The organism is Pantoea sp. At-9b (assembly GCF_000175935.2).
Lineage (GTDB): Bacteria > Pseudomonadota > Gammaproteobacteria > Enterobacterales > Enterobacteriaceae > Pantoea.
Map to the genome: position 1 here is coordinate 3,914,442 of NC_014837.1, position 21,776 is coordinate 3,936,217.

Below are 21,776 nucleotides of genomic sequence, written 5' to 3' on the forward strand. Positions count from 1 at the left end.
GAGTTTAATCAACTTCTCAGGCGATAGCGACAATACCCGTCGCGCTACTAACACTGACGCCGCAATACGGCTCCCGAGACATCCACACTTCAGAAGTCGCCTGAATGATCATAGGTCGCAGCCAGAAGACAGGGTCGGCAATGATCAATCATTTTGTTGTTACCACTTCAATAATATAACAACATTGCAACCTTCGCTTTTGCGCGCCATACCGCGATTTTGGCGTAGCGGTAAATCTCTGTTATGATCGCCGCCCTCGCAAACATCCCTGGCGAAATACTCACCTGTTTATTGCATAAAAATTCATTTAAATGCATAATAATTTATCTGCATGGGCCTATTGCCCTACGCATCCCTCTTTTTATTGGTAACCTATGCGAAACCCATCTAAGCAAGACGACCTGGTTAAGGCGTTCAAAGCCCTCCTGAAAGAAGAGAAATTCAGCTCTCAGGGCGAAATTGTGCAGGCGTTACAGGAAGACGGCTTCGAGAACATCAATCAGTCAAAAGTTTCTCGTATGCTTACCAAGTTTGGTGCGGTACGCACGCGCAATGCGAAAATGGAGATGGTTTACTGCCTGCCAGCTGAGCTGGGTGTGCCGACCACCACCAGCCCGCTGAAGAATCTGGTGCTGGATATCGACTACAACGATGCTCTGGTGGTGATTCATACCAGCCCGGGTGCCGCACAGCTCATCGCCCGCCTGCTGGATTCACTGGGCAAAGCCGAAGGTATCCTCGGCACGATCGCAGGTGATGACACCATCTTTATTACCCCCGCGCGCGCGTTCACCGTTAAGCAGCTGCATGACGCTGTGCTGATGTTATTCGAACAAGAGCTATAAAACCCTGCTTGCTACCGGCAGATTACCTGCCGGTAACAACTCGCACATCTTCTCTTCTCGTCGCCTCGCTTAAGCTAAAATCCACCAGAAACAATGTATTAAGCATATTCCTCGTGGTTCTCACGCTCTGTAACAATTGGTAGGACCTTTTATCCTGCTTAACCTTTCGCGCTATTTTACACTGCTTTACATACCAAGCTCAGCCATATAAGCCACTCACGGCGCACCAGCCAGCGGGATCAACCGCCATATTTCGCACAGAAAGATAAAATGACATAGCCCATTGTTTTTACATGTAATTAACAGGCATTGGGCAGAAACCAGGCGGTTTTTATAACACTCAGTTATTAAAAGTTGTCATAAGGACAAAGAATAACAACCAAACATTATTAGCAGAATATTAATTTCATGGGTGATTAGATCTATACTTCTTTTCGTGATGCAAATCACACCAAACAAAAAGAGAAAAAACAGACGACGAGGAAATAATCATGAAAGTTAAAACTACTATCGCAACCCTGAGCATTCTATCTGCCCTGTCATTTGGCGCTTTCGCCGCAGATTCTATCAACGCCGATCAGGCCATGAATCTGCAACCGGCCGGCACCATCAGTGTCAGCGGCACGGCTGGTTCACCGATGGATATCCATCAGCAATTGAGCGAAAAAGCAGATCAGCAAGGTGCTAAAGCTTACCGCGTAATCGAAGCGCGTAATGACAACACCTATCACGCGACTGCTGAACTTTATAAATAAGTTCGCCGAAACAAGACGCAATGTGAATGACAACCCATTTGAGATGCGATTGCGCTCAGGTTGTCCACCCAAATTCAGGAGAGTGAATCATGAAAACTAAATTATCTATCGCAGTTCTGAGCCTGGCTTCCGTTCTTTCTTTCGGTGCCAGCGCTGCCAGCCTGATTACCAATGAACAGGCAGACACCATGAATCTGCAACCGCTGAACCAAACCATCAGCGTCAGCGGCCGTGATGGCGACCAGAACAACATCCGTCAGGAGCTGTCAGCGAAAGCCGATGCTCAGGGTGCCAGCCACTACCGCATCATTGAAAACAATCAGAATGACACCTACCACGTCACTGCTGAACTGTACAAATAATCGATAAATGATTATCCGGCGTCCGAGCGACGCCTGGATATGCATCGACGACCCGCTACCCACTTATTACCGCAGGTTGTTGATTGTAATGAGGAGACCACGAATGAAAATCAAAGCAACCATCGCAACCGCTAGCCTGCTCTCACTGTTGACCTTTGGTGCCTCTGCGGCACAGCTGGTCACTGCGGAACAGGCTCAGAATATGCAGCCTGCGGGGACAGTAACCATCAGTGGTACTGCCGGTGCACCAATGGATTATCGTGCTCAGCTGTCACAGAAAGCCGATGAACAGGGTGCCAGCGCCTATAAAGTGATTGAAGCCCGTACCGGCGACAACTATCACATCACTGCTGAACTGTATAAGTAATTCCTCGTCAACTGCTTGACGAACCCTTTGGCCCCGCTCGCCGGGGCCCTTTTTACGTCACTTCACATTAAAGCGGAGCTGACCATCCAGCTCCTCTTCTGCCTCATCAAACAGCAAAATCAACGCCCCATAGCGACGTTTCTGTCCTGATCCTAAGTGAATAAACTCAATCTCCAGCGGCAACGGCAGTTGATCGCCGGTCACCACTTGCCAGAGATCATCCAAATCAGTAATCGCCAGATCCGCCAGCGCAAAACGGTCGCTAAACTGGCGGAAGAAGTGCGCCTGATCGACGATTTCATCGAAATCAAAACGTTCGATTCTCATCATGACGACTCTCTTTTCTGTACCACTGCCCATTAGACCGGGTAGCCTGCGTTGAAATGATTGTGTTGCTGCGGGAGAAGTGGATGTCCTCTTCCCCTGACAGTTTGCATCCCGTCAGGAAAGTATAGATGGCATTACCGGTGGGTTTGGTGCGAGTGAGCCACCGTCGCAAACGGTGGCTCGTTTTAGATTTGAATCAAGGTGTTCTGGTACTTACTCAGCATCGTGGCAAGACGCTTCACCGGCTCCGTCACACTGACGGGGGCCGCGTAGTGCTGGAGTTTCTCCTGATAGACATCCAGCTCACGTAACAACTGCTCAAAATAGACACGCCGCTTATCATCACTCCGCGTCGAGATCACCTGGTCAGCGGTGGATCGCAGCTGGCGGTGATACGCCGAGAGATCCGCATTGATCGGCACCTCTGCATTACGTAAGCGTTGATGGCCGATGATCAGTGTCAGCGCGATACGGTATTTATTGATATCACCGGGGAACAGATTGAGCAGCATAAACAGCTGCTGATATAGCGCGGGCAAATGGTTCTCACGACGGCGCGCCTGATTGGTGGTCATCGCTGCCACTGCGGCATACATAAAGCGATTCAGCAGCTTACGACCGGTACGGGCTTTTGATTTATCACGAATCAGCAAAATCACCATCATCGCCACAAAACACCCAATCACCTGACCCAATACGTTGTCGAGAAACACGTTGAACTCGAACTTCATTGGGTTATCCAGCACCAACACGTTGATGGTGCCGATCAACGCCCCCAGCGTTCCCAACTGTCGGCGTTGTACAAAGATGCCACCAATAAAGCCCAGCAGGCCAATGGCGATGCACAGCAATAGCATGCTTTGCTGGGTCGAAGGCAGAACGTAGATAAAGTAGAGCGCACCCAGTGGCACCGCCACCGTCATACCGTAGAGGAAATCTTTCGCCATCATCAACGGATTCGGGGTACGCATCGCCAGCGCGGTGATGACCGCCAGCATGACCATACAGCCACTGCCAGAGGTCCAGCCGGTGTACAGCCAGAAAAGCGAGCCAATCGCTGTCGCGGCAAAGGTACGCACGCCATTAATCATGGCATGGTGAGTTTCGGCAGAACGCGCCTGAATCACCACTTCACGTTGCAGAATCCCCTCTTCCAGCGTGGTGATGCGGCTGTTGCTCCTGACACCATTAATCAACAACAAGTATTCCGTGGCCGCCCCAACCCAGCTCGCTAACGTCAGCGGCGTGGTTTTGCTGCTGACGCCAATCACCCGGCGCATAATTTTCATGCGCTTGTGCACGTCATCAACGCTTTTGACCTCTTTCTCGATCAGCAGGCGATACTGCGGCGGAATGTAGTCCGGACGGGAATTCTGAATCAGGAAGGTTTCAGCCGCCTGAGTAATCAATGTTAACGACAGGGTGTTCAGCATCTGCAAACGGCGGCTGCTGTTTTTCCAGCGCGATGATTCCATCATCAACTGACTGCGCATGGTGTTCAGCGCCGTGGTGCGACGCACCAGCGCGCTCCAGGCTTTGTCGACTTCGTCTTTATCGCCGTGCGCCACACAGAGTTGCAGCAGCTTGTAATGCGCTACCAGCAGTGAATCCACTTCCTGATCGATCACTTTTTTAATCGAACGGGGCGAGAAAATCATATCCGCCAGAATGGCACACAGAATACCCAGCACGATTTCGCTACAACGCTCAACCGCAAACTGCGGTGCCAGCGTCAGCCCGCCACTGGCATCGGCGGTGACGACGATAATCAGCGCAGTGTAACCCGCCAGCCCCAGCGCATAGGAGTTTTCGACTTTGATCAGCGAGGAGAGCCAGACACAAAGACCGGCCCACAGGCAGCACAACAGCAACATCACCACCGGGGCGCGCACGGTGGCGATCATAATGGTCAGCGCCGCAATACAGCCAATGAAGGTGCCGATAATACGCAGAATGCCGCGATAGCGCAGCGCGCCGGAGTAGGGATCTCCTCCGGCGACAAAGGCGGTGCCACCCGCCACAATCCCGGCGGTCATCACCGCCCAGCGCGGCGTTTCCAGATTGAAGTGGAAGCCGATGATCAGCGCCGCTACCAGCGCAAACGTCAGCTTCACCGGGAAACGCAGAAACTCAATCATATCGCCCTCTTAACCAAACTCACGCAGGCGATTAAACAGTTTGCTCATCGGTGAGGCTTGCGTCTCACGATCTTTCTCGCCGGTAATCACCACGGTAGCGGTGGTGCCTGCCGGGAAGCGGTTGCCAGGCTGATCGTCGAGATGAATACGCACCGGTACACGCTGTGCCAGACGTACCCACTCCAGATTGGAATCAACCGTGGCCATGCCTTTGCTGTCATTGGTGCTGCTGCTGTCGGTAACGCCAGCCGCAATGCTGTCGACGGTGCCGCGCAATACGGTATTGCTACCCAGCGGGGTGATTTCCGCACGGAAGCCCGGGCGCACGCCATCCAGCTTGGTTTCTTCCATGTAGGCCAGTACGTAGAACGTATGTTGCTGTACCAGCGCCACGGCGACGGAGCCACGGGTAATGAACTCGCCCTGATAGACGTTGAGGTTCGTCACCCAGCCGTCAGACGGTGCCTTAATGGTGGTACGATCCAGGTCGATGGCCGCCAGATCGCGCGTCGCAATGGCTTTCGCCAATTGATGCTCGGTGGTGGTCAGGTCGTTGTTGGCCTGGTCGATGGCTTCACGCGACATCGCGCTGGTGCCAAGCTGATTACGGCGCGCCGCTTCACGACGTTTTTCGTTGGCGACCGCCTGATAGTACTCGACATCGGCCTGCGCTTCATCCAGAGCCTTCTGGTAACGCGGACGGTCGACCACAAACAGGGTGTCGCCCTTCTTCACCAGTTGGTTATCACGGACCGGCACATCGGTGATCAGGCCGGTCACATCCGGCGAGATCGCCACGACATCGGCAGAGAATTTAGCATCACGCGTCCACGGGGATTCGGTGTAGAACACCCAGGCGCGGAAGATGATCACGATAGCGACGACAACCAGCAGGAGAGTAATCGCGTAGCGCGCGATTTTTCTTATTAGCGCTTTCACTTAAAACCTCAGACGAATAAACGGGATACAAGGTAAAACACACAGCAATAAAGCGCTGTGTTAAAAAGTGCCGGATGCCAAACCAGATCATACAATCCGCTGGGCGTCAGCACGCGTTTCACCAGCCAGAACAGCGCCAGTGAAACAATCAGTTCAATGAAGATGGGCGGGAAAGACAGCCCAAATACGACAAATACCGGAAGCACACTCATTTCGGTTCCTTAGTTCGACCTTGCCGGATTGCACCGATACCTGCCCATACGCCACAGAGCACGACGGGTTGATGATAATGGGATGACGGGTAGACTGATGGCAACATTCAGGCCGTTTGAGCTAATCATAGCGTATCATCTGACAAACACAGGCAGATTCACTGCCGTGTTAAGGTGCGGTGAAATGACCCAGCGTGCGTATAGTAACGCGCTTGACTATACGTTATCTACATATTGTGAGCTAAATCACTTTTTAGCCAGAGTAAACAATGGAACGACTTAAAGGCATGTCCATCTTCGCCAAAGTGGTTGAATTAGGTTCCTTTACCGCCGCGGCACGTCAGCTTCATCTTAGTGTTTCGTCGATTAGCCAGATAGTCGCGAAACTGGAAGATGAGCTACAGGTCAAGCTGTTGAATCGCAGTACCCGAAGCATTGGCCTGACCGAAGCGGGCAGAATCTATTATCAGGGCTGTCGCCGTATGTTGGCAGAGGCGATGCAGGTGCACGAGCAACTGTATGCCTTCAACAACACGCCCATTGGTATTTTACGTATCGGCAGTTCGTCGACAATGGCGCAAAATGTCCTCGCCGATATGACCAGCGATATGTTACGCGAATATCCAGGTCTTAGCGTCAATTTAGTGACCGGTATTCCGGCACCGGATTTGATCGCCAACGGGCTGGATCTGGTGATACGCGTAGGTGAGTTGCAGGACTCAAATCTGTTCTCGCGCCGCCTGGGGGCGATGCCGATGGTCGTGTGCGCCGCCAAAAGCTTTCTGGCACAGCACGGCACGCCGGAAAAACCGGGCGAGATCGATAATTTTTCGTGGCTGGAATATAGCGTGCGACCGGACAACACCTTTGAGTTAATTGCCCCGGAAGGGCTGGTAACGCGTTTGACGCCGCAGGGGCGCTTTGTCACTAATGATTCGCTGACGCTGATCCGCTGGCTGAAAGCCGGGTGCGGTATCGCCTATGTACCGTTGATGTGGGTGATTAACGAGATCAACACCGGTGAGATCGATATCCTGTTTACGCAATACCAGTCGGCTCCCAGACCGGTGTATGCTCTGTATACCGAAAAAGATAAGCTGCCGCTGAAAGTGCAGGTGTGTATCGACTATCTGACTGAATATTTCAAACGGGTGGCGCGCCAGTATCAGCAGCACCGTAAAAACTGAGCATAAGTCTCGCATGGACTGTAGCGGCGCAATTTATTGCGCAAGCCAGACGGAGCAAGGTGCCGCCGTCTGGAAAAATCCGCGCGATAAATCGCGCCGCCACGAATCAGTACCGAATCAGGCGGTTCCGCCGACGGTGAGTTTATCGAGCTTCAATGTCGGCTGGCCTACGCCCACCGGCACGCTCTGCCCCTCTTTACCGCAGACACCCACGCCTTTATCCAGCGCCAGGTCGTTACCAACCATGGAGATCTGCTGCATGGCTTCGATACCGGAACCAATCAGCGTGGCCCCTTTCACCGGTTTGGTCACTTTGCCGTTCTCAATCAGATAGGCTTCTGACGTGGAGAACACGAACTTACCGGAGGTGATATCCACCTGACCGCCACCAAAGTTCGGGGCATACAGGCCATACTCCACGCTGGCAATGATGTCCTGCGGGGTGGATTTCCCGGCCAGCATGTAGGTATTGGTCATACGCGGCATCGGCAGATGTGCATAAGACTCACGGCGACCATTGCCGGTAGGGTTGACGCCCATCAGACGCGCATTGAGCTTGTCCTGCATGTAGCCTTTCAGCACACCGTTTTCAATCAACACGTTGTACTGTCCTGGTACGCCTTCATCGTCCACCGCCAGTGAACCGCGCAGACCTTCGATAGTGCCGTCATCCACCACAGTACACAATTCAGATGCGACCAACTGGCCCATTTTGCCGCTGAACACCGAGGTCGCACGACGGTTAAAGTCGCCTTCCAGCCCGTGTCCAACCGCTTCGTGCAGCAACACACCCGGCCAGCCAGCGCCCAGCACCACCGGCAGTGTGCCCGCCGGTGCCGCAACCGCCGAGAGGTTAACCAGCGCCATACGCACCGCTTCACGCGCCCACGCATCCGCACGCACCTCTCCGCTTTCATCGGCGAGGAAGAATTCATAACCAGTACGTGCACCGCCGCCGCTGGAGCCACGTTCACGTTTACCCTGATCTTCTACCTGCACACTGATCGACAGACGCACCAGCGGACGCACATCTGCGGCCAGCGTGCCATCGGTCGCCGCCACCAGCACTTGTTCGTACACCCCGGTCAGGCTGGCATTCACTTCCTGGACACGAGGATCGGCGGCACGCGCCACGTTATCAACACGATGCAGCAGGGCAATTTTGTCTTCACGCGTCAGGCTATCCAGCGGATTGACCGGTGCATACAGTGAACGGTTGATAACTGCCGAGAGGGTATGGGCTTTGCCATTACCTTGTTCGCGTACAATGCTGCGTGCGGCTTCCGCCGACTGGCGCAAGGCATTCAGGGTGATCTGGTCTGCATAAGCAAAACCGGTTTTTTCACCGCTGACCGCCCGGACGCCCACGCCCTGATCGATATGGTACGAGCCGTCTTTAATAATTTTGTCTTCCAGCACCCAAGATTCGTGGAAGCTGGACTGAAAATAGAGATCGGCATAGTCCAGACGACGTTCTGAAAGCTGCCCTAACAGGGAAAAAAGGTCCTGCTGATTAATGCTGTTCGCAGTTAGCAACTGCTCACTTACCAGATTCAGAGTCATCGTTTCTCACTCATTTTACGCTCAGATATTTCATAGCCTGCGGCAATTCCCCGACGGCGTCAAATTCACTTCTTGTCGTTTTCGCGTGGTTTGCGTAGCACTTCATTGATTTCCGGCTTATCCAGTGGCCCGCTGATGTGGTAACGCAATAGCGAAATTTTACTCCACAGTGGCCCCAGCACTTTACTGGCAGCAAACACCGCCGCGCCCACCACCGGGTTGATAACAAACGCCGTCGCCACCCCCACGGAAGCCGAAATTTCTGGTGCCACCACCGCTTCCATATCGATCTCGCGTTTCACCAGATCGACCTTGCCCTGCATCGCGATATCCGCTTCCAGACCATCCACCAACAGGTTATCGGTGTGCATCACGCCATTTTCAATCCATGCCGTGCCGTTAATGGAATCGAAAAAGAAGCCCTGACTGAAGGTGTCACTGAAATCGAAACGCAATTTACGCAGCAGCGCGTCAAAACTCATTAAACGCAGCAGTTGTCCGGCGCGACCCGTATTCACATCAGCGATCTGGCCTTTGCCAAAATGGCTTTTCAGCGTGCCACTCAGCGTCGGCTCTGAAGGTTGCCACGGCGCAGAACGCCAGTGCAAATCGTAGTCGATTTTAAAGGGGGCATCGCGCAGTGGGGTATTCACGCCAAACCAATTGGTCGCATCGTTGATGTTGTTGCCACTCAGCGTCCCTTTCAGAGACGTGCGCTGTTCACCCGGCTTATTCACCCACTCGCCATTGATACTCAGCTTGGAACTGCCGGTGTCTACCGATCCGTTAGTGAGTGCTAACGTATCGCCACGGGGTTGCAGCAGCGCCTGCATATGACCGAATTTCTGCCCACGCAGCCAGCACTCCTGACAGCTCAGTTGCAGGGCGGGCCAGTTGGCGAAGTTGATGGTGGTGTTGTCACTGAAAGGTGATGCAGTCTCACCCTCTTTTCCTGCCCATTCAGGATTGTAATACAGGTAGCTGAGCGCGAGCTGCCACGGACCTTGCTGGGCGGTGTTGAGGCTACCCCGAGCTTCGCGGCTCTCCAGCTGCACCTGAGTATTGCCGGTTGGCCCTTGGGTCACTGTGGCGTTGAGGTCATGCCATTGCTGACCCGCGAGAGTCAGCGCCGGTGTATGCAGCGTGACATCACCCGGCAGCAGCGCCCCTCCGACATTGGTCTCGCCCTGCGCATTGCGTGCACCGCCTGCGCCCGCCAGCAGCCCCATCCAGGCTTCACCGTCAATTTCCGGCAAATTCAGCACCATGCCGCGCTTGTCCGGCAGCTTCGGTGTGGTTTTCGTATCGTTGAGCCAGATACCGCGATCGACCCGCAGCTGAGGTTCCAGCAACCAGCGACTGTTAAACCGATGGTGATCCAATACGCTACCACTCAGTTCGAATCCGTTCAGATTACCACTGGCCGAAATCGTCATCGGCATCGCCGCACCCGCTTTCTTATCAAGCGGTGCTGGTAAGTGACTGCTCACCTCTTTGCCGTCACCTTTCAGGTCAACCTTGTAGCTGGCCCCCCCCTTATGCGGCAGGGTGATGTCGACATTACCCTGCCACGCGAGGTTGCCGCTTAATTGGCTGGTCACGGTCGCGGGCAGCATCTTCAGTTTTGCCAGCGGCCAGTCTCCCAGCAACTTCACGTTGACGCCAAAGTCGTTCGGATTCTCCTGCGTACTGAAGCTGACGCCTACCGGCTGTCCAAACCAGTTTGCCTGCATTTCCTCACTGTCCAGGTTGCCGTTGTTATAGCGAAAGCGTCCGGTGAGGTTATGCAGTGTGGTTTTTAACGGTTTGATATATAAACTGTTATTATTCATCACCACATTGCCGCTGGCATGAACCAGCTCGCCATCCAGCGGAATGTCGAGGTTAAGACGCCCACGCACGTTGCCCTTAATCTGCAATTGTTGCAGAGCGGCCCCCAGCGTTGGTTTCAGCGGCGTTTGCTCGAAGTAATCGGCAATTTGCTTGCCCTCACCGCTCAGATCGCCGTCAATAATCAGCTTCTCTTTCAGGTAATCCGGGATGATCGCACTGATATTGCGCGCGTCCACCTCACCCAGTTTCGCCTGTTCAGCCTTCATCCACAGGCCGTCATTGACGAAGTCGAGATCAATGTCGAGATTGTTGATCGCCGGCCAACCGGGCTGGAATTGATAGGTGGCCTGACGTAATGGCACCCACACCTCAAACATGCCGTCGTTATGGCGGAACGGGAACAGTGTCGGATCACCCGCGAACAACAAGGTGGCGTTATCCACCTTGCCACCTTTGATGGCATCGCTCAGATAGTGGGTCAGGCCATGGCCCATCAGCGGTTCCGGGAAATAACGCCATGCATCGCCCGCATCGGTAACACGAATACCCGCCAGAATATCGAGACGCGGGGCTTTGCCGAGATTTTGCTGATACACAAAATCGCCGCGCGCCCACAGCGAACGCGCCTTCACATCCAGTTGATGACCATCCAACGTCAGGCCCTGGTCATCATGTCGCCAGTTAAGCTTGCCGGTAACCTGCTGAATTTGTAATGGCGCCTGGAACATGTCGCCGTAAGGCACTTCCGCCTGCCCCATCGCCACATCCAGCATCCCATTACTCAGGCTGCCGCTGGCACTGCCACTCAGATTGCTGATGCCGGGTAGCAACTCCCAGTGCTGCCAGCTTAGATCGCGCCATGTGGCTTGCAGGCGGGTCTGCTCTGGCTGCTGCAACGGAATATCCAGCGCCAGCGCATCAATGTGGCCTTGCGGCTGTAGCGCCCGCCAGTTATCAAACATCGCCGGAGAGAGTGGCTGGAACAAGGGCACCAGCGGTGCCAGACGTTGCAGATCCAGCTGGGTCGCGCGCACACGAATTTCCGGTGCGTTATTCGCCCCAAGTAGCTGCTTATCTTCCGGTTTCCACAACAGTGAGAAATGTCCCGGCTCCCAGGCGACACCATCGGTGCTGAGACGGGTTTGCGGCACAGATACCATCCAGCCATTCTGGAAACGGGACAGGTGGGCCGTTAACCCATCAACCTGCAACTGGTGGTCACCCTGCTCACCCCGCCAGCGCGCCCCGCCCTGGCGTAGCAGTAAATCGCCAGCATAGACATCGCCATCGCGCAGGTTTACCCACGCCGCAAGGCTGAAACGCGCGCTTTCAAGGCTGGTGTTATCACGCAGCCAGCGTCCAATCCACGGACGCACATCGACATCATCCGCCTGCATCCAGATACGACCGGCATCCAGCAGGCCATTGTTGTCACTGAGGTCAAGACGAACCTGCACCACACCATGCTGCCCGGTAAAACTGGACAGGCTCACTTCGCCTTCCGCGCGATGGCGTGTTTTTTCGTTCAGCCAGGTGAGACGGGGGATCGCCAGTTCAGCGTGTTGCCCGGAGGGCGTGAGAAAACGAATGCTGCTGTCGCGCAGGTCGAAATGGTCGAACTGCCGCAGGAAAAGTTCGTTGATTTGCGTGGGCTTGAAGCTGTTTTTCTGTTCATCGCTGGTCAGTAGCTGCCGGTTAAGTTCGACATGCATCTGCCAGAAAGTGAGATCACGGAACTGCCAGCGCCCCTGAAGCAGAGACTGCCAGATGTTCAACGCCAGATTGACACGGCCAATGCTCATTTGTCCCTGATCTTTCAGGGAAACCTGCAGATCGCGTATTTGTAACGTGGGACCGAAGTTTTCCCAACGCCCCTGCAACTCACTGGCCTGCACCGGCACGCCAGTCACGCGGGATACGGCCTGCAAAATGTCGCTGCGGTAGCTATTGAGATGCGGCATGACGAGGCGCAGCCCGCTGACCAGCAGCGCCACAATAACGATGATTGTGGCGAGCAGCAGTAACAAAATCCTCGGCAACCGCCTCACACACCTCTCCTTGTCTTCCGCTGGATTACGGATCAATACCTCTCAAGCCCTGACCGTTATCAGTGCGGAACAATCGGGACGAAAGCGCATGTTACCCCAAAAAAGGGGCTATTTTTAGTCCGATTCCATGACAAAACGTCGTGCAAGGCCAGCATTAACAAGAAAATTACATCATCACCACGTCAAACTGCTCTTGATTGTAGAGCGGCTCAACATGAACTTTTACCTGTTTGCCGACGAAGATCTCCACTTCGGCCAGTGCATGGGACTCATCGCTTTTCAGCGCTTCTCCCACTGCCGGTGACACGTACACCAGGAAACGGTCTGAATCATACGCATGATGCACGCGCACAATCTCACGCATGATCTCGTAGCAGACGGTTTCTACCGTTTTCAGCGTGCCACGTCCTTTACACACCGGGCAATCAGCGCACAGTACATGCTCGATGCTCTCCCGCGTGCGTTTACGCGTCATCTCGACCAGGCCGAGCGCAGAGAAACCGTTGATGCCGGTTTTGACCCGATCTTTGCTCAACGCGCTTTCCAGCGAATGCAGCACCCGGCGACGATGGTCATCATTACTCATATCGATGAAGTCGATAATGATAATGCCGCCGAGATTACGCAGTCGCAGCTGGCGCGCAATCGCCTGCGTGGCTTCGATGTTGGTATTGAAAATGGTTTCGTCCAGATTGCGATGGCCGACAAACGCCCCGGTATTGATATCGATGGTGGTCATCGCTTCGGTCTGATCGATGATCAGATAACCGCCGGATTTCAGCTCCACTTTACGATCAAGCGAACGCTGGATCTCGTTCTCCACATCGTAGAGATCAAAGATCGGCTGTTTGCCGCTGTACAGCTCCAGCTTGCTGGCCATCTCTGGAATATATTCACCGGTGAATTCCACCAGCAGATCGCAGGTCAAACGCGAGTCTACGCGGATACGATCCAGCGCAGCACCGGCGAAATCACGTAACACACGCTGCGCCAGCGCCAGTTCGCCATACAGCAGGCAACGCGTCTGGTTACGCTTTTTGCGTTCACTGACTTTGGTCCACAACCGTTTGAGGAATGCCGCATCCTGCGCCAGCTCCTCCTCGCCAATGCCTTCTGCGGCGGTACGGATGATAAAGCCACCAAGGTCATCACAGTAGGCGGCCACCACCGCTTTCAGGCGCTCGCGTTCGGCTTCGCTTTCAATACGCTGAGACACGCCAACGTGTGAAGCCCCTGGCATAAAAACCAGATAGCGTGAAGGCAGGGTAATATCGGTGGTCAGGCGTGCGCCTTTGGTGCCAAGCGGGTCTTTCACCACCTGCACCATTAAGTCTTGCCCCTGGCGCACCAGTTCGGCAATATCGCGCACGCTGAAATTCTTTTGCTCATCACCGGCGACACACTCGGTGTGCGGCATGATATCGGAAGCGTGCAGAAAAGCCGCTTTTTCGAGGCCGATGTCGACAAACGCCGCCTGCATGCCGGGTAGCACACGGCTGACGCGTCCTTTGTAGATGTTACCCACTATGCCACGGCGCGCTTCGCGCTCGATGTGGATTTCCTGCAAAATGCCGCCATCAATATAGGCGACGCGCGTTTCAGAGGGTGTCACATTTACCAGCAATTCAGCCGTCATCTTGTCCCCTTAGCGCACGCAGCGACTGGAAATTGCTGAGTAACTCGCCGGTCTCAACCAGCGGCAGCCCCACCACTGCGTGATAGCTTCCATTAATTTTGCGGACAAAGTTCCCGCCAATGCCCTGTATTCCGTAAGCGCCGGCTTTATCCATCGGTTCGCCACTGGTGATATAGTGCGCAATTTCTTCTGCCGTGATCTTGCGAAAAGTCACGTCTGTCACCACCAGACAATCCAGTTGTCGCTGACCATCGGCCAGCGCCACTGCCGTCATGACCTGATGCGTCTGCCCGGAAAGTTTGCTCAGCATCTGCTGAGCATGGGCGGCATCACGTGGTTTTTCCAGCACTTCGCCATTCAAAACCACGATGGTGTCAGCACCAAGTACCGGCAAATCCTGCGGGGCAACCTTGACACCCGCCCGGGCTTTGTCCCGCGCCAGACGGCAGACATAAGCCTCAGCGGCCTCTTCCGGCTGACGCTGTTCTTCCACCTCAGTGATCAGACGTTCAAATTGCAAGCCAAGCTGCGTCAACAGCTCACGTCGACGCGGTGAACCGGAAGCCAGGTACAGGGTTATCATAGTTTTCCTTACTGAACAGCGAACTGACGGCGAATCTTTCTCATTAATAAGAATAGCCAGGGCCAGAGAATGCCGTCGACAACGCTACTCCAGAAGATTTCTGGACGAAAGGAGACATTGATCACCAAAAATTCCGCCCAGAAAACAATAACATCCACCGCCAGCGATAGCACCATAACCATTAATGCCTGCTGCCACAATGCTAAGTTACGGAAAAGCTGGAATTTAAAGGCGACCAGATAAGCGATGATACTCAACGCCAGCGCGCGCACACCCAGCGTCGAACCGGCCACCAGATCCATGATGGCACCCAGCACGAAGCCAGTACCGACATTCACCCGGTGTGGCAGCGCCAGGACCCAATAAATCAGGATCAGCAACAACCATGATGGCCTGAACATATAGATTTGTTCGGGCCAAGGCATGATTTGCAGGATAAGGGCAATCAGGAAGGACAGCCAGATAACCCATCGGCCCTGGCTGCGATAGCTACTCAAGGCTGGCCTCCACGCGAGTTCGCCGGTGTTACCTGCGAACTGCTGCCATTGCTGGCTGGCGCGGGTGGTCCCATCTGTTGACTGGCCGGTGCAGGTGGCCCCATCTCACCGGCTGGCGGCAAGACCTGCGGCATCATCTGCATCAAACGTTCATTAGCGACACGATGCACTTCATCTGGTGCCATTGGCATATCACCGTTACGATCGGCACCCCACAGCAGCAGCAGATAGCGCAGACGCTGTAAGCCCGCCGTCGGATGCGCCTGAATAATGGTGTACGCACGCTGCGTATCCACTTTCACTGACGACACCACACCTACCGGATAGCCTTCCGGGAAGCGCCCACCCAGACCCGAGGTTACCAGCACATCACCGACGCGAATGTCGATGTTGCCCGGCAAATGCTCAAGTTGCAGGTCTTCATTACAGCCGTTACCGGCCGCAATCACGCGGATATCGTTACGCAGTACCTGGATGGGCAGCGCATGGGAAGCATCACAGATCAGCAGCACGCGGCTGGTCACCTGACCTACCGCCACGACCTGACCGACAACACCTTTGTCACTGATCACCGGCTGGCCTTCGTAAACGCCGTTGACGCTACCTTTATCGATAACCACCTGATCGGTATAAGGGTCGGTGCCAGTGGAGATCACCTGCGTCACCATTTTGTGTTCATCCTGACGCAGCGGTGAGCCGAGCAGCTCGCGCAGACGCGCGTTTTCCTGCTTGTATTGCCCCAGCATGAGCAGGTCGCTGTTTTTCAGGAAGAGTTCACGGCGCAGTGCTTTATTTTCCTGCTCCAGCTGCTGCCGGGAAGCCAGCGTGGCAGAGACGCCGTCAAGCAGCTCTCTTGGCCCGTTTGCCAGGAAGTAAAAGGGACTGACCGAGGTGTCCAGGTAGTTGCGAATCTGGGAAAAGGAGCCCACGCGGCTGTCAGCGATAATAATCGCGATAGCCACAATGACTGCCAGAAAAAGGCGCAACTGCAGGGATGGCCCCCTGCTAAAAATCGGCTTCATAAAATCTGCGTGTTCCTCGACATCTGGGAAGAAGCGCGGGTAGTAAGACCTGCGCCTCCATGGCTGGACGCATCATAGTCATATCCCCTCCTTCAAACTGCAGATGCGTCGCTTACGCGCACCCCTGCAGCCGAATGAAGTTGGGTTCAGGCGCTAACTCCCTGCGCAATTTGACCAGGGTCACAGCCGATGAGGATTTACTCCTCGCTGAACAAATCGCCGCCGTGCATGTCGATCATTTCCAACGCTTTACCACCGCCACGCGCTACGCAGGTCAGTGGATCTTCAGCCACGACCACCGGAATACCGGTCTCTTCCATCAGCAGGCGATCGAGGTTACGCAGCAATGCGCCCCCCCCCGTCAGCACCATACCGCGCTCGGAAATGTCGGAGGCCAGTTCTGGCGGGCACTGCTCCAGCGCCACCATTACCGCGCTCACGATGCCGGTCAGTGGTTCCTGCAACGCTTCCAGGATTTCATTGGAGTTCAGCGTAAAGCCGCGTGGCACACCTTCAGCCAGGTTACGACCGCGCACTTCGATTTCGCGCACTTCATCGCCCGGATACGCAGAACCAATCTCATGCTTAATACGCTCAGCGGTCGCTTCACCGATCAGCGAGCCATAGTTGCGGCGGACATAATTAATGATAGCTTCATCGAAGCGGTCACCACCAATACGAACAGAAGAGGAGTAAACCACGCCGTTCAGCGAGATGACGGCCACTTCAGTGGTACCACCACCGATATCAACCACCATCGACCCGGTTGCTTCAGAAACCGGCAGACCAGCACCGATCGCCGCAGCCATCGGTTCTTCAATCAAGAATACTTCGCGTGCACCTGCACCCTGCGCAGATTCACGGATAGCGCGGCGTTCAACCTGGGTTGCACCCACCGGCACACACACCAGCACACGTGGGCTGGGGCGCATAAAGCTGTTGCTATGCACCTGTTTGATAAAGTGCTGCAGCATTTTCTCGGTCACGAAGAAGTCAGCGATCACGCCGTCTTTCATCGGCCGAATAGCCGCGATATTGCCCGGAGTACGACCAAGCATCTGTTTAGCGTCATGACCAACGGCGGCAACGCTCTTTGGGGAGCCGGCACGGTCCTGACGAATGGCAACCACGGAAGGCTCGTTTAGCACGATGCCTTGTCCTTTTACGTAAATCAGGGTATTCGCGGTACCCAAGTCAATGGACAAGTCATTGGAAAACATGCCACGAAATTTTTTAAACATACTAAGGGATAATCCTGCAAGCTGGGGGCGGAAAATAAAATCCGCCTACTTTACCAACCACGCGAAGCCGCTACAAGGCGCAAAAACGTTCCGCTTCGGTGAAAAAATGTGCTAGCTAAATTTTACAGCATTGTATGCCACGGTTAGCTAACGATAAACGGCGCTAAGCCGCCGCTTTTACAGCGATTCGCCCAGCCAGCACGGGCGATTCTGGACATAAAATCTAACATTTCCCATTGTGCTGGAGATCGAGAAACTTCACGTTTACACCTGGAAACAACTATCAGCGTTGTGATCAGGCGCTGAAGCGTTATATCCGGTAACGTTGTGAATGCTTTTTCACGTTACTGTTCACCGGCAAAGACGGGGCAAAGAAATCGCCCTGCCCTCCGGCGACGCCAAGCCCTGCCAGCGTTTGCCACTCTGCACGGGTGCGGACACCCGCCGCAAACACCTGTGTTGGCGTGGATTTACACACCTCCAGCAGACTTTGCACAAACAGCTGATTTTCCGTGCGCCGTTCAATATTGCGCACCAGACCCGGGTCCAGTTTGATCAGCTCAACGGGAAACTGCTTAATGTAGGCGCTGCTTACCACAGTTAATCCCGCCTGGTTGACGGCGATGCGACAACCAAACGCACTTAGCATTTTGAAAACCGGCACTAAACGGTTGATGTGTTGACAAACATCCGCCTCGGCAAGTTCAAATAAAAAGCGTTTTCTTTGCGATTTACTGCACTGCAGCAAAAGTTTTTGCAGCCAGCGCTGAAAAGATCGCTGCACCAGTGAATCAATATTCACCGGCAGCGCCAGCGTTTCATCCGGCCACACCTCAGATAACGCGGCGATACGGGTCACCATCTGGCGGTCCCAGCTCTCGGCCATCCCCAACTGCTGCACCAGCGGCATAAACTCCGCCGAAACCACTTCTTTATCACCATCAAAGATGCGTGCCAGCATCTCGCGGTGATGGACTTTGCCGTCCAGCAACACGGCCGGTTTCTGATACAGGCGTGGCCCACCACGGCTTTGGGTATTTTCCAGCAAGGTGCGCCAGCGCACGCTGCCACGTCCCATATCCAGCGGATTGCCCTCGCCGATTGACCAGTTGTTGCCACCCTGCAACGCGGCGCGGCGCGTCGCCATCTCCACATTTTCCATGACCTGCGGCACGCTTTGCCCGCTCCGCCATGCGCTGATACCGATGTGAATGAGATCGTCACGATCGACCATGCGCATCGGCGGCAAAGAATCCACCGCATTGATCAGTTGATCGGCAATGCTGTTGGCTTCTTTAAGGGTACGGTGCGGTAACAGCACCGCGAAGTCGCTGCGGAAATAACGCGCCAGCAGCGCGCCAGGATAACGCAACACAAAGGTCGACAACATATTGATGAGGTCAAAAAGGTACTCTTCGGCCAGGGCCGGGCCGAGCGTTTCATGATGCGTTTCAAGATCCGGCAAACGTACCATCATCACCACGCCATGCGTACCGACATCTTCCTGATCTTCCAACAGGGTCGCCAGTTGGTTATCGAAAAACAAACGATTGTTCAGCCCGGTCCGCGAGTCCTGAGCAGCAAAGGTGCGAATTAAGGTGTCGATGCGCAGGCGCTGCTCGCCCGCTTCACGCAAATCGTGCAGCAACAAATCGATAGCATGGCTGGCCTTCGGCGGCCACTCTGCTTCTCCCCCTTCGCGCGACTGACGATCGCCCGCCAGAATACGCTCCGACCGCGCTTCCAGCCGTTCCATATTGCGCCAGTGACGGTTCAGCCAACGGTGCGTCATCACCAACAGCGAGGCCATGATCAGCACCACGCTAAAAATAACAATTAAGGTATAGGCACCCGTGAAGGAGCGGAACCAAGTTTTCGCCGGATCCAGTACCACCACGCGCAGCGACAGACCCGATGAATGCACCATTGGCAGATCAAACTGAATAAAGCGGTTTGGCTCATCTTCCAGCATGGGATTTTCATGACGGGCGAGGCGGAACAGCGTGCGGTCGCCGTTGTGTAATTCGAGTTGTTCGGCGTTGATCACCGGCATCAGGCGCGTCAGCCATTGCGTCAGATCCTGCGGCGACTGGGTGAGCAGGGCTTTGTCGACTTCGGTCGCCAGGGTTTGAACACGAGTTTCAACGCGTTGCTGAGACAGCCAGATAAAACTAAAAGCGCAGCCCACCAGCATCAACAACATCGCCAGTAAGCTTAATAATGTAATAAACGCAGAAAACTTCGTGGTTAATCGCATCCCTGTGCCTGTATCACTGCGGTTATGAATGGAAAAGAACCGTCTGCACACGCCTCACTGGCGCAAACCTGAGCAAAATAGCATAAATCACCGTCTGAAACAGCGTTCAGCCGACATCGCTGTACTGACTGAGGCGAGTATAACGACAAACATCGGTCATCAGACTTTCGCAGATTTTTTTTCGTCCTATTCTCAAAATAAGCGTAGCCAGGAAATTTCACATTTTTTCGCACTTACTGGCGTGCTGTGCAGGGGTTGATCATGCTTGCTTTATTTATGCCGCCGGAGAATTCCATGAAGCCGAAGCATTCCCTTTCTGAAGCCGATGTCACGCCAGAAAGCATCTTTAATATGCAACGTCGCCAGGTGCTGAAAGCGCTCGGGCTGGGTGCCGTGGCGGCCAGTCTGCCGGGTATCGCACAAGCCGATGTGCTGAGCTGGTTTAAAGGTAACGATCGCCCACCAGCCCCTGCCGGTAAAGCCCTGCAATTCAGCAAACCGCCCGCCTGGCAGGCCGATTTGCCGCTGACACCTTATGACAAAGTCGCGGGCTACAATAACTTCTACGAATTTGGTCTGGATAAGGCCGATCCGGCAGCCAATGCCGGAACGTTGAAGACCGATCCCTGGCAATTGCGTATTGAAGGGGAAGTCGCCAAACCCATCACGCTGGATATGGATGACATCTTTAAGCGTTTTGCGATGGAGCAACGCATTTATCGCATGCGCTGCGTAGAAGCCTGGTCAATGGTGATCCCCTGGGTGGGGTTTGAACTGAATAAACTGCTGAAACTGGCTGAACCCACCAGCAATGCTCGCTTTGTCGCCTTCCAGACGTTGTACGCGCCGGACCAAATGCCAGGCCAGAAAGATCGCTTTATTGGTGGTGGGCTGGACTATCCCTATGTCGAAGGGCTGCGTATGGATGAAGCCATGCATCCCCTCACTCTGCTCAGCACTGGCGTATATGGTAAGGCATTGCCACCGCAAAATGGCGCACCGATACGCCTGACGGTGCCGTGGAAATACGGTTTCAAAGGCATTAAATCGATTGTCAAAATTACCCTGACGCACGATCAGCCGCCCACCACCTGGAACCAGATCGCCGCCAATGAATATGGCTTTTATGCCAACGTTAACCCACATGTTGATCATCCACGCTGGTCACAGGCCACGGAACGTTTTATCGGTCCGGGCGGCATTTTGAAGGTTGAACGTCAGCCAACGTTGCTGTTTAACGGCTATGCCAAAGAGGTGGCCTCGCTATATCACGGGCTGGATTTACGGGAGAACTATTGAGTGCGTCTGACATTACGCCATATCACCTGGCTGAAAGTGGTGTTGCACCTGGCGGCCTTTTTGCCGTTTGTCTGGCTGTTTTTCGCTGCTAATCAGGGTTGGTTAAGCGCCGATCCGGCGAAAGATATCCAGCATTTTACCGGCAGAATGGCGCTGAAATTGTTGCTGGCGACGCTGTTGGTCAGCCCGCTGACCCGCTATACCAAACAACCGCTGTTGATTCGTACCCGCCGTCTGTTGGGCCTGTGGTGCTTCGCCTGGGCCTGTTTGCATCTGACCAGCTATTATCTGCTGGAACTTGGCGTCGATAATCTGCGATTACTCGGCAGTGAACTGGTTTCCCGCCCCTATCTTACGCTGGGGATTATTTGCTGGGTGATCCTGTTCGCCCTGGCTATCACCTCCTTTCAACGTGCCCAACGCAAACTGGGACGACGCTGGCAAACGCTGCACAATGGTATCTATCTGGTGGCGATCCTCGCCCCCATTCACTATCTTTGGTCAGTTAAAGTCTTGTCTCCGCAGCCGCTGATCTATGCCCTGTTGGCTCTGCTGCTGTTAGGCTGGCGTTACAATAAGTTGCGAAAACTACTGTCCAGATAATCCCTGCAAGGTTGTCTTCCTGCTGCCATTTCTGTTAAAAGGTGTGGCCTTCAGGCCGCATC

At 54.4% G+C, this 21,776-nt stretch carries 19 protein-coding genes; 7 read left to right on the forward strand and 12 right to left on the reverse strand.

Annotation, left to right across the window (positions count from 1 at the left end):
• Positions 1-374 precede the first annotated feature (374 nt).
• The 4 genes from argR to yhcN (PAT9B_RS18000) all read left to right on the forward strand — a co-directional run bounded on the left by argR (position 375) and on the right by yhcN (PAT9B_RS18000) (position 2,329).
• Positions 375-845, forward strand: a complete 471-nt coding sequence (argR, locus tag PAT9B_RS17985) for a transcriptional regulator ArgR (protein WP_013510710.1) — start codon at positions 375-377, stop codon at positions 843-845.
• Positions 846-1,336: 491 nt separating this feature from the next.
• Positions 1,337-1,600, forward strand: coding sequence for a peroxide/acid stress response protein YhcN (gene yhcN / locus PAT9B_RS17990; protein WP_013510711.1), 264 nt, complete (start codon positions 1,337-1,339; stop codon positions 1,598-1,600).
• Between the two features lie 89 nt (positions 1,601-1,689).
• Complete coding sequence (locus PAT9B_RS17995; protein ID WP_013510712.1) at positions 1,690-1,962, forward strand: YdgH/BhsA/McbA-like domain containing protein; 273 nt, start codon at positions 1,690-1,692, stop codon at positions 1,960-1,962.
• Positions 1,963-2,065: 103 nt separating this feature from the next.
• The gene (gene yhcN, locus PAT9B_RS18000) at positions 2,066-2,329 is read left to right on the forward strand and encodes a peroxide/acid stress response protein YhcN (RefSeq protein WP_013510713.1); all 264 of its coding nucleotides are present in this window, start codon (positions 2,066-2,068) and stop codon (positions 2,327-2,329) included.
• A 57-nt stretch (positions 2,330-2,386) separates the two neighbouring features.
• On the opposite strand, the gene PAT9B_RS18005 is transcribed toward yhcN (PAT9B_RS18000), so the two are convergent.
• The 4 genes from PAT9B_RS18005 to aaeX all read right to left on the reverse strand — a co-directional run bounded on the left by PAT9B_RS18005 (position 2,387) and on the right by aaeX (position 5,945).
• Positions 2,387-2,656, reverse strand: coding sequence for a hypothetical protein (locus PAT9B_RS18005; protein WP_041526011.1), 270 nt, complete (start codon positions 2,654-2,656; stop codon positions 2,387-2,389).
• A 185-nt stretch (positions 2,657-2,841) separates the two neighbouring features.
• On the reverse strand, positions 2,842-4,794 hold the full coding sequence (gene aaeB, locus PAT9B_RS18010) for a p-hydroxybenzoic acid efflux pump subunit AaeB (protein WP_013510715.1): 1,953 nt from the start codon (positions 4,792-4,794) through the stop codon (positions 2,842-2,844).
• Between the two features lie 9 nt (positions 4,795-4,803).
• Complete coding sequence (aaeA, locus tag PAT9B_RS18015) at positions 4,804-5,733, reverse strand: p-hydroxybenzoic acid efflux pump subunit AaeA (protein ID WP_013510716.1); 930 nt, start codon at positions 5,731-5,733, stop codon at positions 4,804-4,806.
• A gap of 8 nt (positions 5,734-5,741) precedes the next feature.
• Positions 5,742-5,945, reverse strand: a complete 204-nt coding sequence (aaeX, locus tag PAT9B_RS18020; protein ID WP_013510717.1) for a p-hydroxybenzoic acid efflux pump operon protein AaeX — start codon at positions 5,943-5,945, stop codon at positions 5,742-5,744.
• Between the two features lie 269 nt (positions 5,946-6,214).
• On the opposite strand from aaeX, the gene aaeR reads away from it, so the two are divergent.
• Positions 6,215-7,132, forward strand: a complete 918-nt coding sequence (aaeR, locus tag PAT9B_RS18025; RefSeq protein ID WP_013510718.1) for an HTH-type transcriptional activator AaeR — start codon at positions 6,215-6,217, stop codon at positions 7,130-7,132.
• 117 nt (positions 7,133-7,249) lie between these two features.
• Here aaeR and tldD read toward each other — a convergent pair whose 3' ends face one another.
• From tldD to csrD, 8 genes are all read right to left on the reverse strand, one after another.
• Complete coding sequence (gene tldD, locus PAT9B_RS18030; RefSeq protein WP_013510719.1) at positions 7,250-8,695, reverse strand: metalloprotease TldD; 1,446 nt, start codon at positions 8,693-8,695, stop codon at positions 7,250-7,252.
• 65 nt (positions 8,696-8,760) lie between these two features.
• Positions 8,761-12,576: an AsmA2 domain-containing protein YhdP gene (gene yhdP, locus PAT9B_RS18035; RefSeq protein ID WP_013510720.1), complete on the reverse strand. Its 3,816-nt coding sequence runs from the start codon at positions 12,574-12,576 to the stop codon at positions 8,761-8,763.
• A 166-nt stretch (positions 12,577-12,742) separates the two neighbouring features.
• Positions 12,743-14,212 (reverse strand): ribonuclease G, encoded by a 1,470-nt coding sequence (rng, locus tag PAT9B_RS18040; RefSeq protein ID WP_013510721.1) that lies wholly within the window; start codon positions 14,210-14,212, stop codon positions 12,743-12,745.
• Positions 14,202-14,795, reverse strand: coding sequence for a nucleoside triphosphate pyrophosphatase (locus PAT9B_RS18045; RefSeq protein ID WP_013510722.1), 594 nt, complete (start codon positions 14,793-14,795; stop codon positions 14,202-14,204). Before PAT9B_RS18045 ends, rng begins: the two co-directional genes overlap by 11 nt.
• Positions 14,796-14,803: 8 nt before the next feature.
• Complete coding sequence (gene mreD, locus PAT9B_RS18050; RefSeq protein ID WP_013510723.1) at positions 14,804-15,292, reverse strand: rod shape-determining protein MreD; 489 nt, start codon at positions 15,290-15,292, stop codon at positions 14,804-14,806.
• Complete coding sequence (mreC, locus tag PAT9B_RS18055) at positions 15,289-16,314, reverse strand: rod shape-determining protein MreC (RefSeq protein WP_013510724.1); 1,026 nt, start codon at positions 16,312-16,314, stop codon at positions 15,289-15,291. The genes mreD and mreC overlap by 4 nt, the downstream gene beginning before the upstream one ends.
• A 197-nt stretch (positions 16,315-16,511) precedes the next feature.
• Positions 16,512-17,555 (reverse strand): rod shape-determining protein MreB, encoded by a 1,044-nt coding sequence (gene mreB, locus PAT9B_RS18060; RefSeq protein WP_003855260.1) that lies wholly within the window; start codon positions 17,553-17,555, stop codon positions 16,512-16,514.
• Positions 17,556-17,865: 310 nt separating this feature from the next.
• Entirely contained in the window at positions 17,866-19,812 is a 1,947-nt protein-coding gene (gene csrD / locus PAT9B_RS18065) for an RNase E specificity factor CsrD (protein ID WP_013510725.1), read from the reverse strand.
• Between the two features lie 294 nt (positions 19,813-20,106).
• Between csrD and msrP the strand changes: the two genes are divergently transcribed.
• Positions 20,107-21,111, forward strand: coding sequence for a protein-methionine-sulfoxide reductase catalytic subunit MsrP (msrP, locus tag PAT9B_RS18070; protein ID WP_013510726.1), 1,005 nt, complete (start codon positions 20,107-20,109; stop codon positions 21,109-21,111).
• The gene (gene msrQ / locus PAT9B_RS18075; protein ID WP_013510727.1) at positions 21,112-21,714 is read left to right on the forward strand and encodes a protein-methionine-sulfoxide reductase heme-binding subunit MsrQ; all 603 of its coding nucleotides are present in this window, start codon (positions 21,112-21,114) and stop codon (positions 21,712-21,714) included.
• Positions 21,715-21,776: the final 62 nt, after the last annotated feature.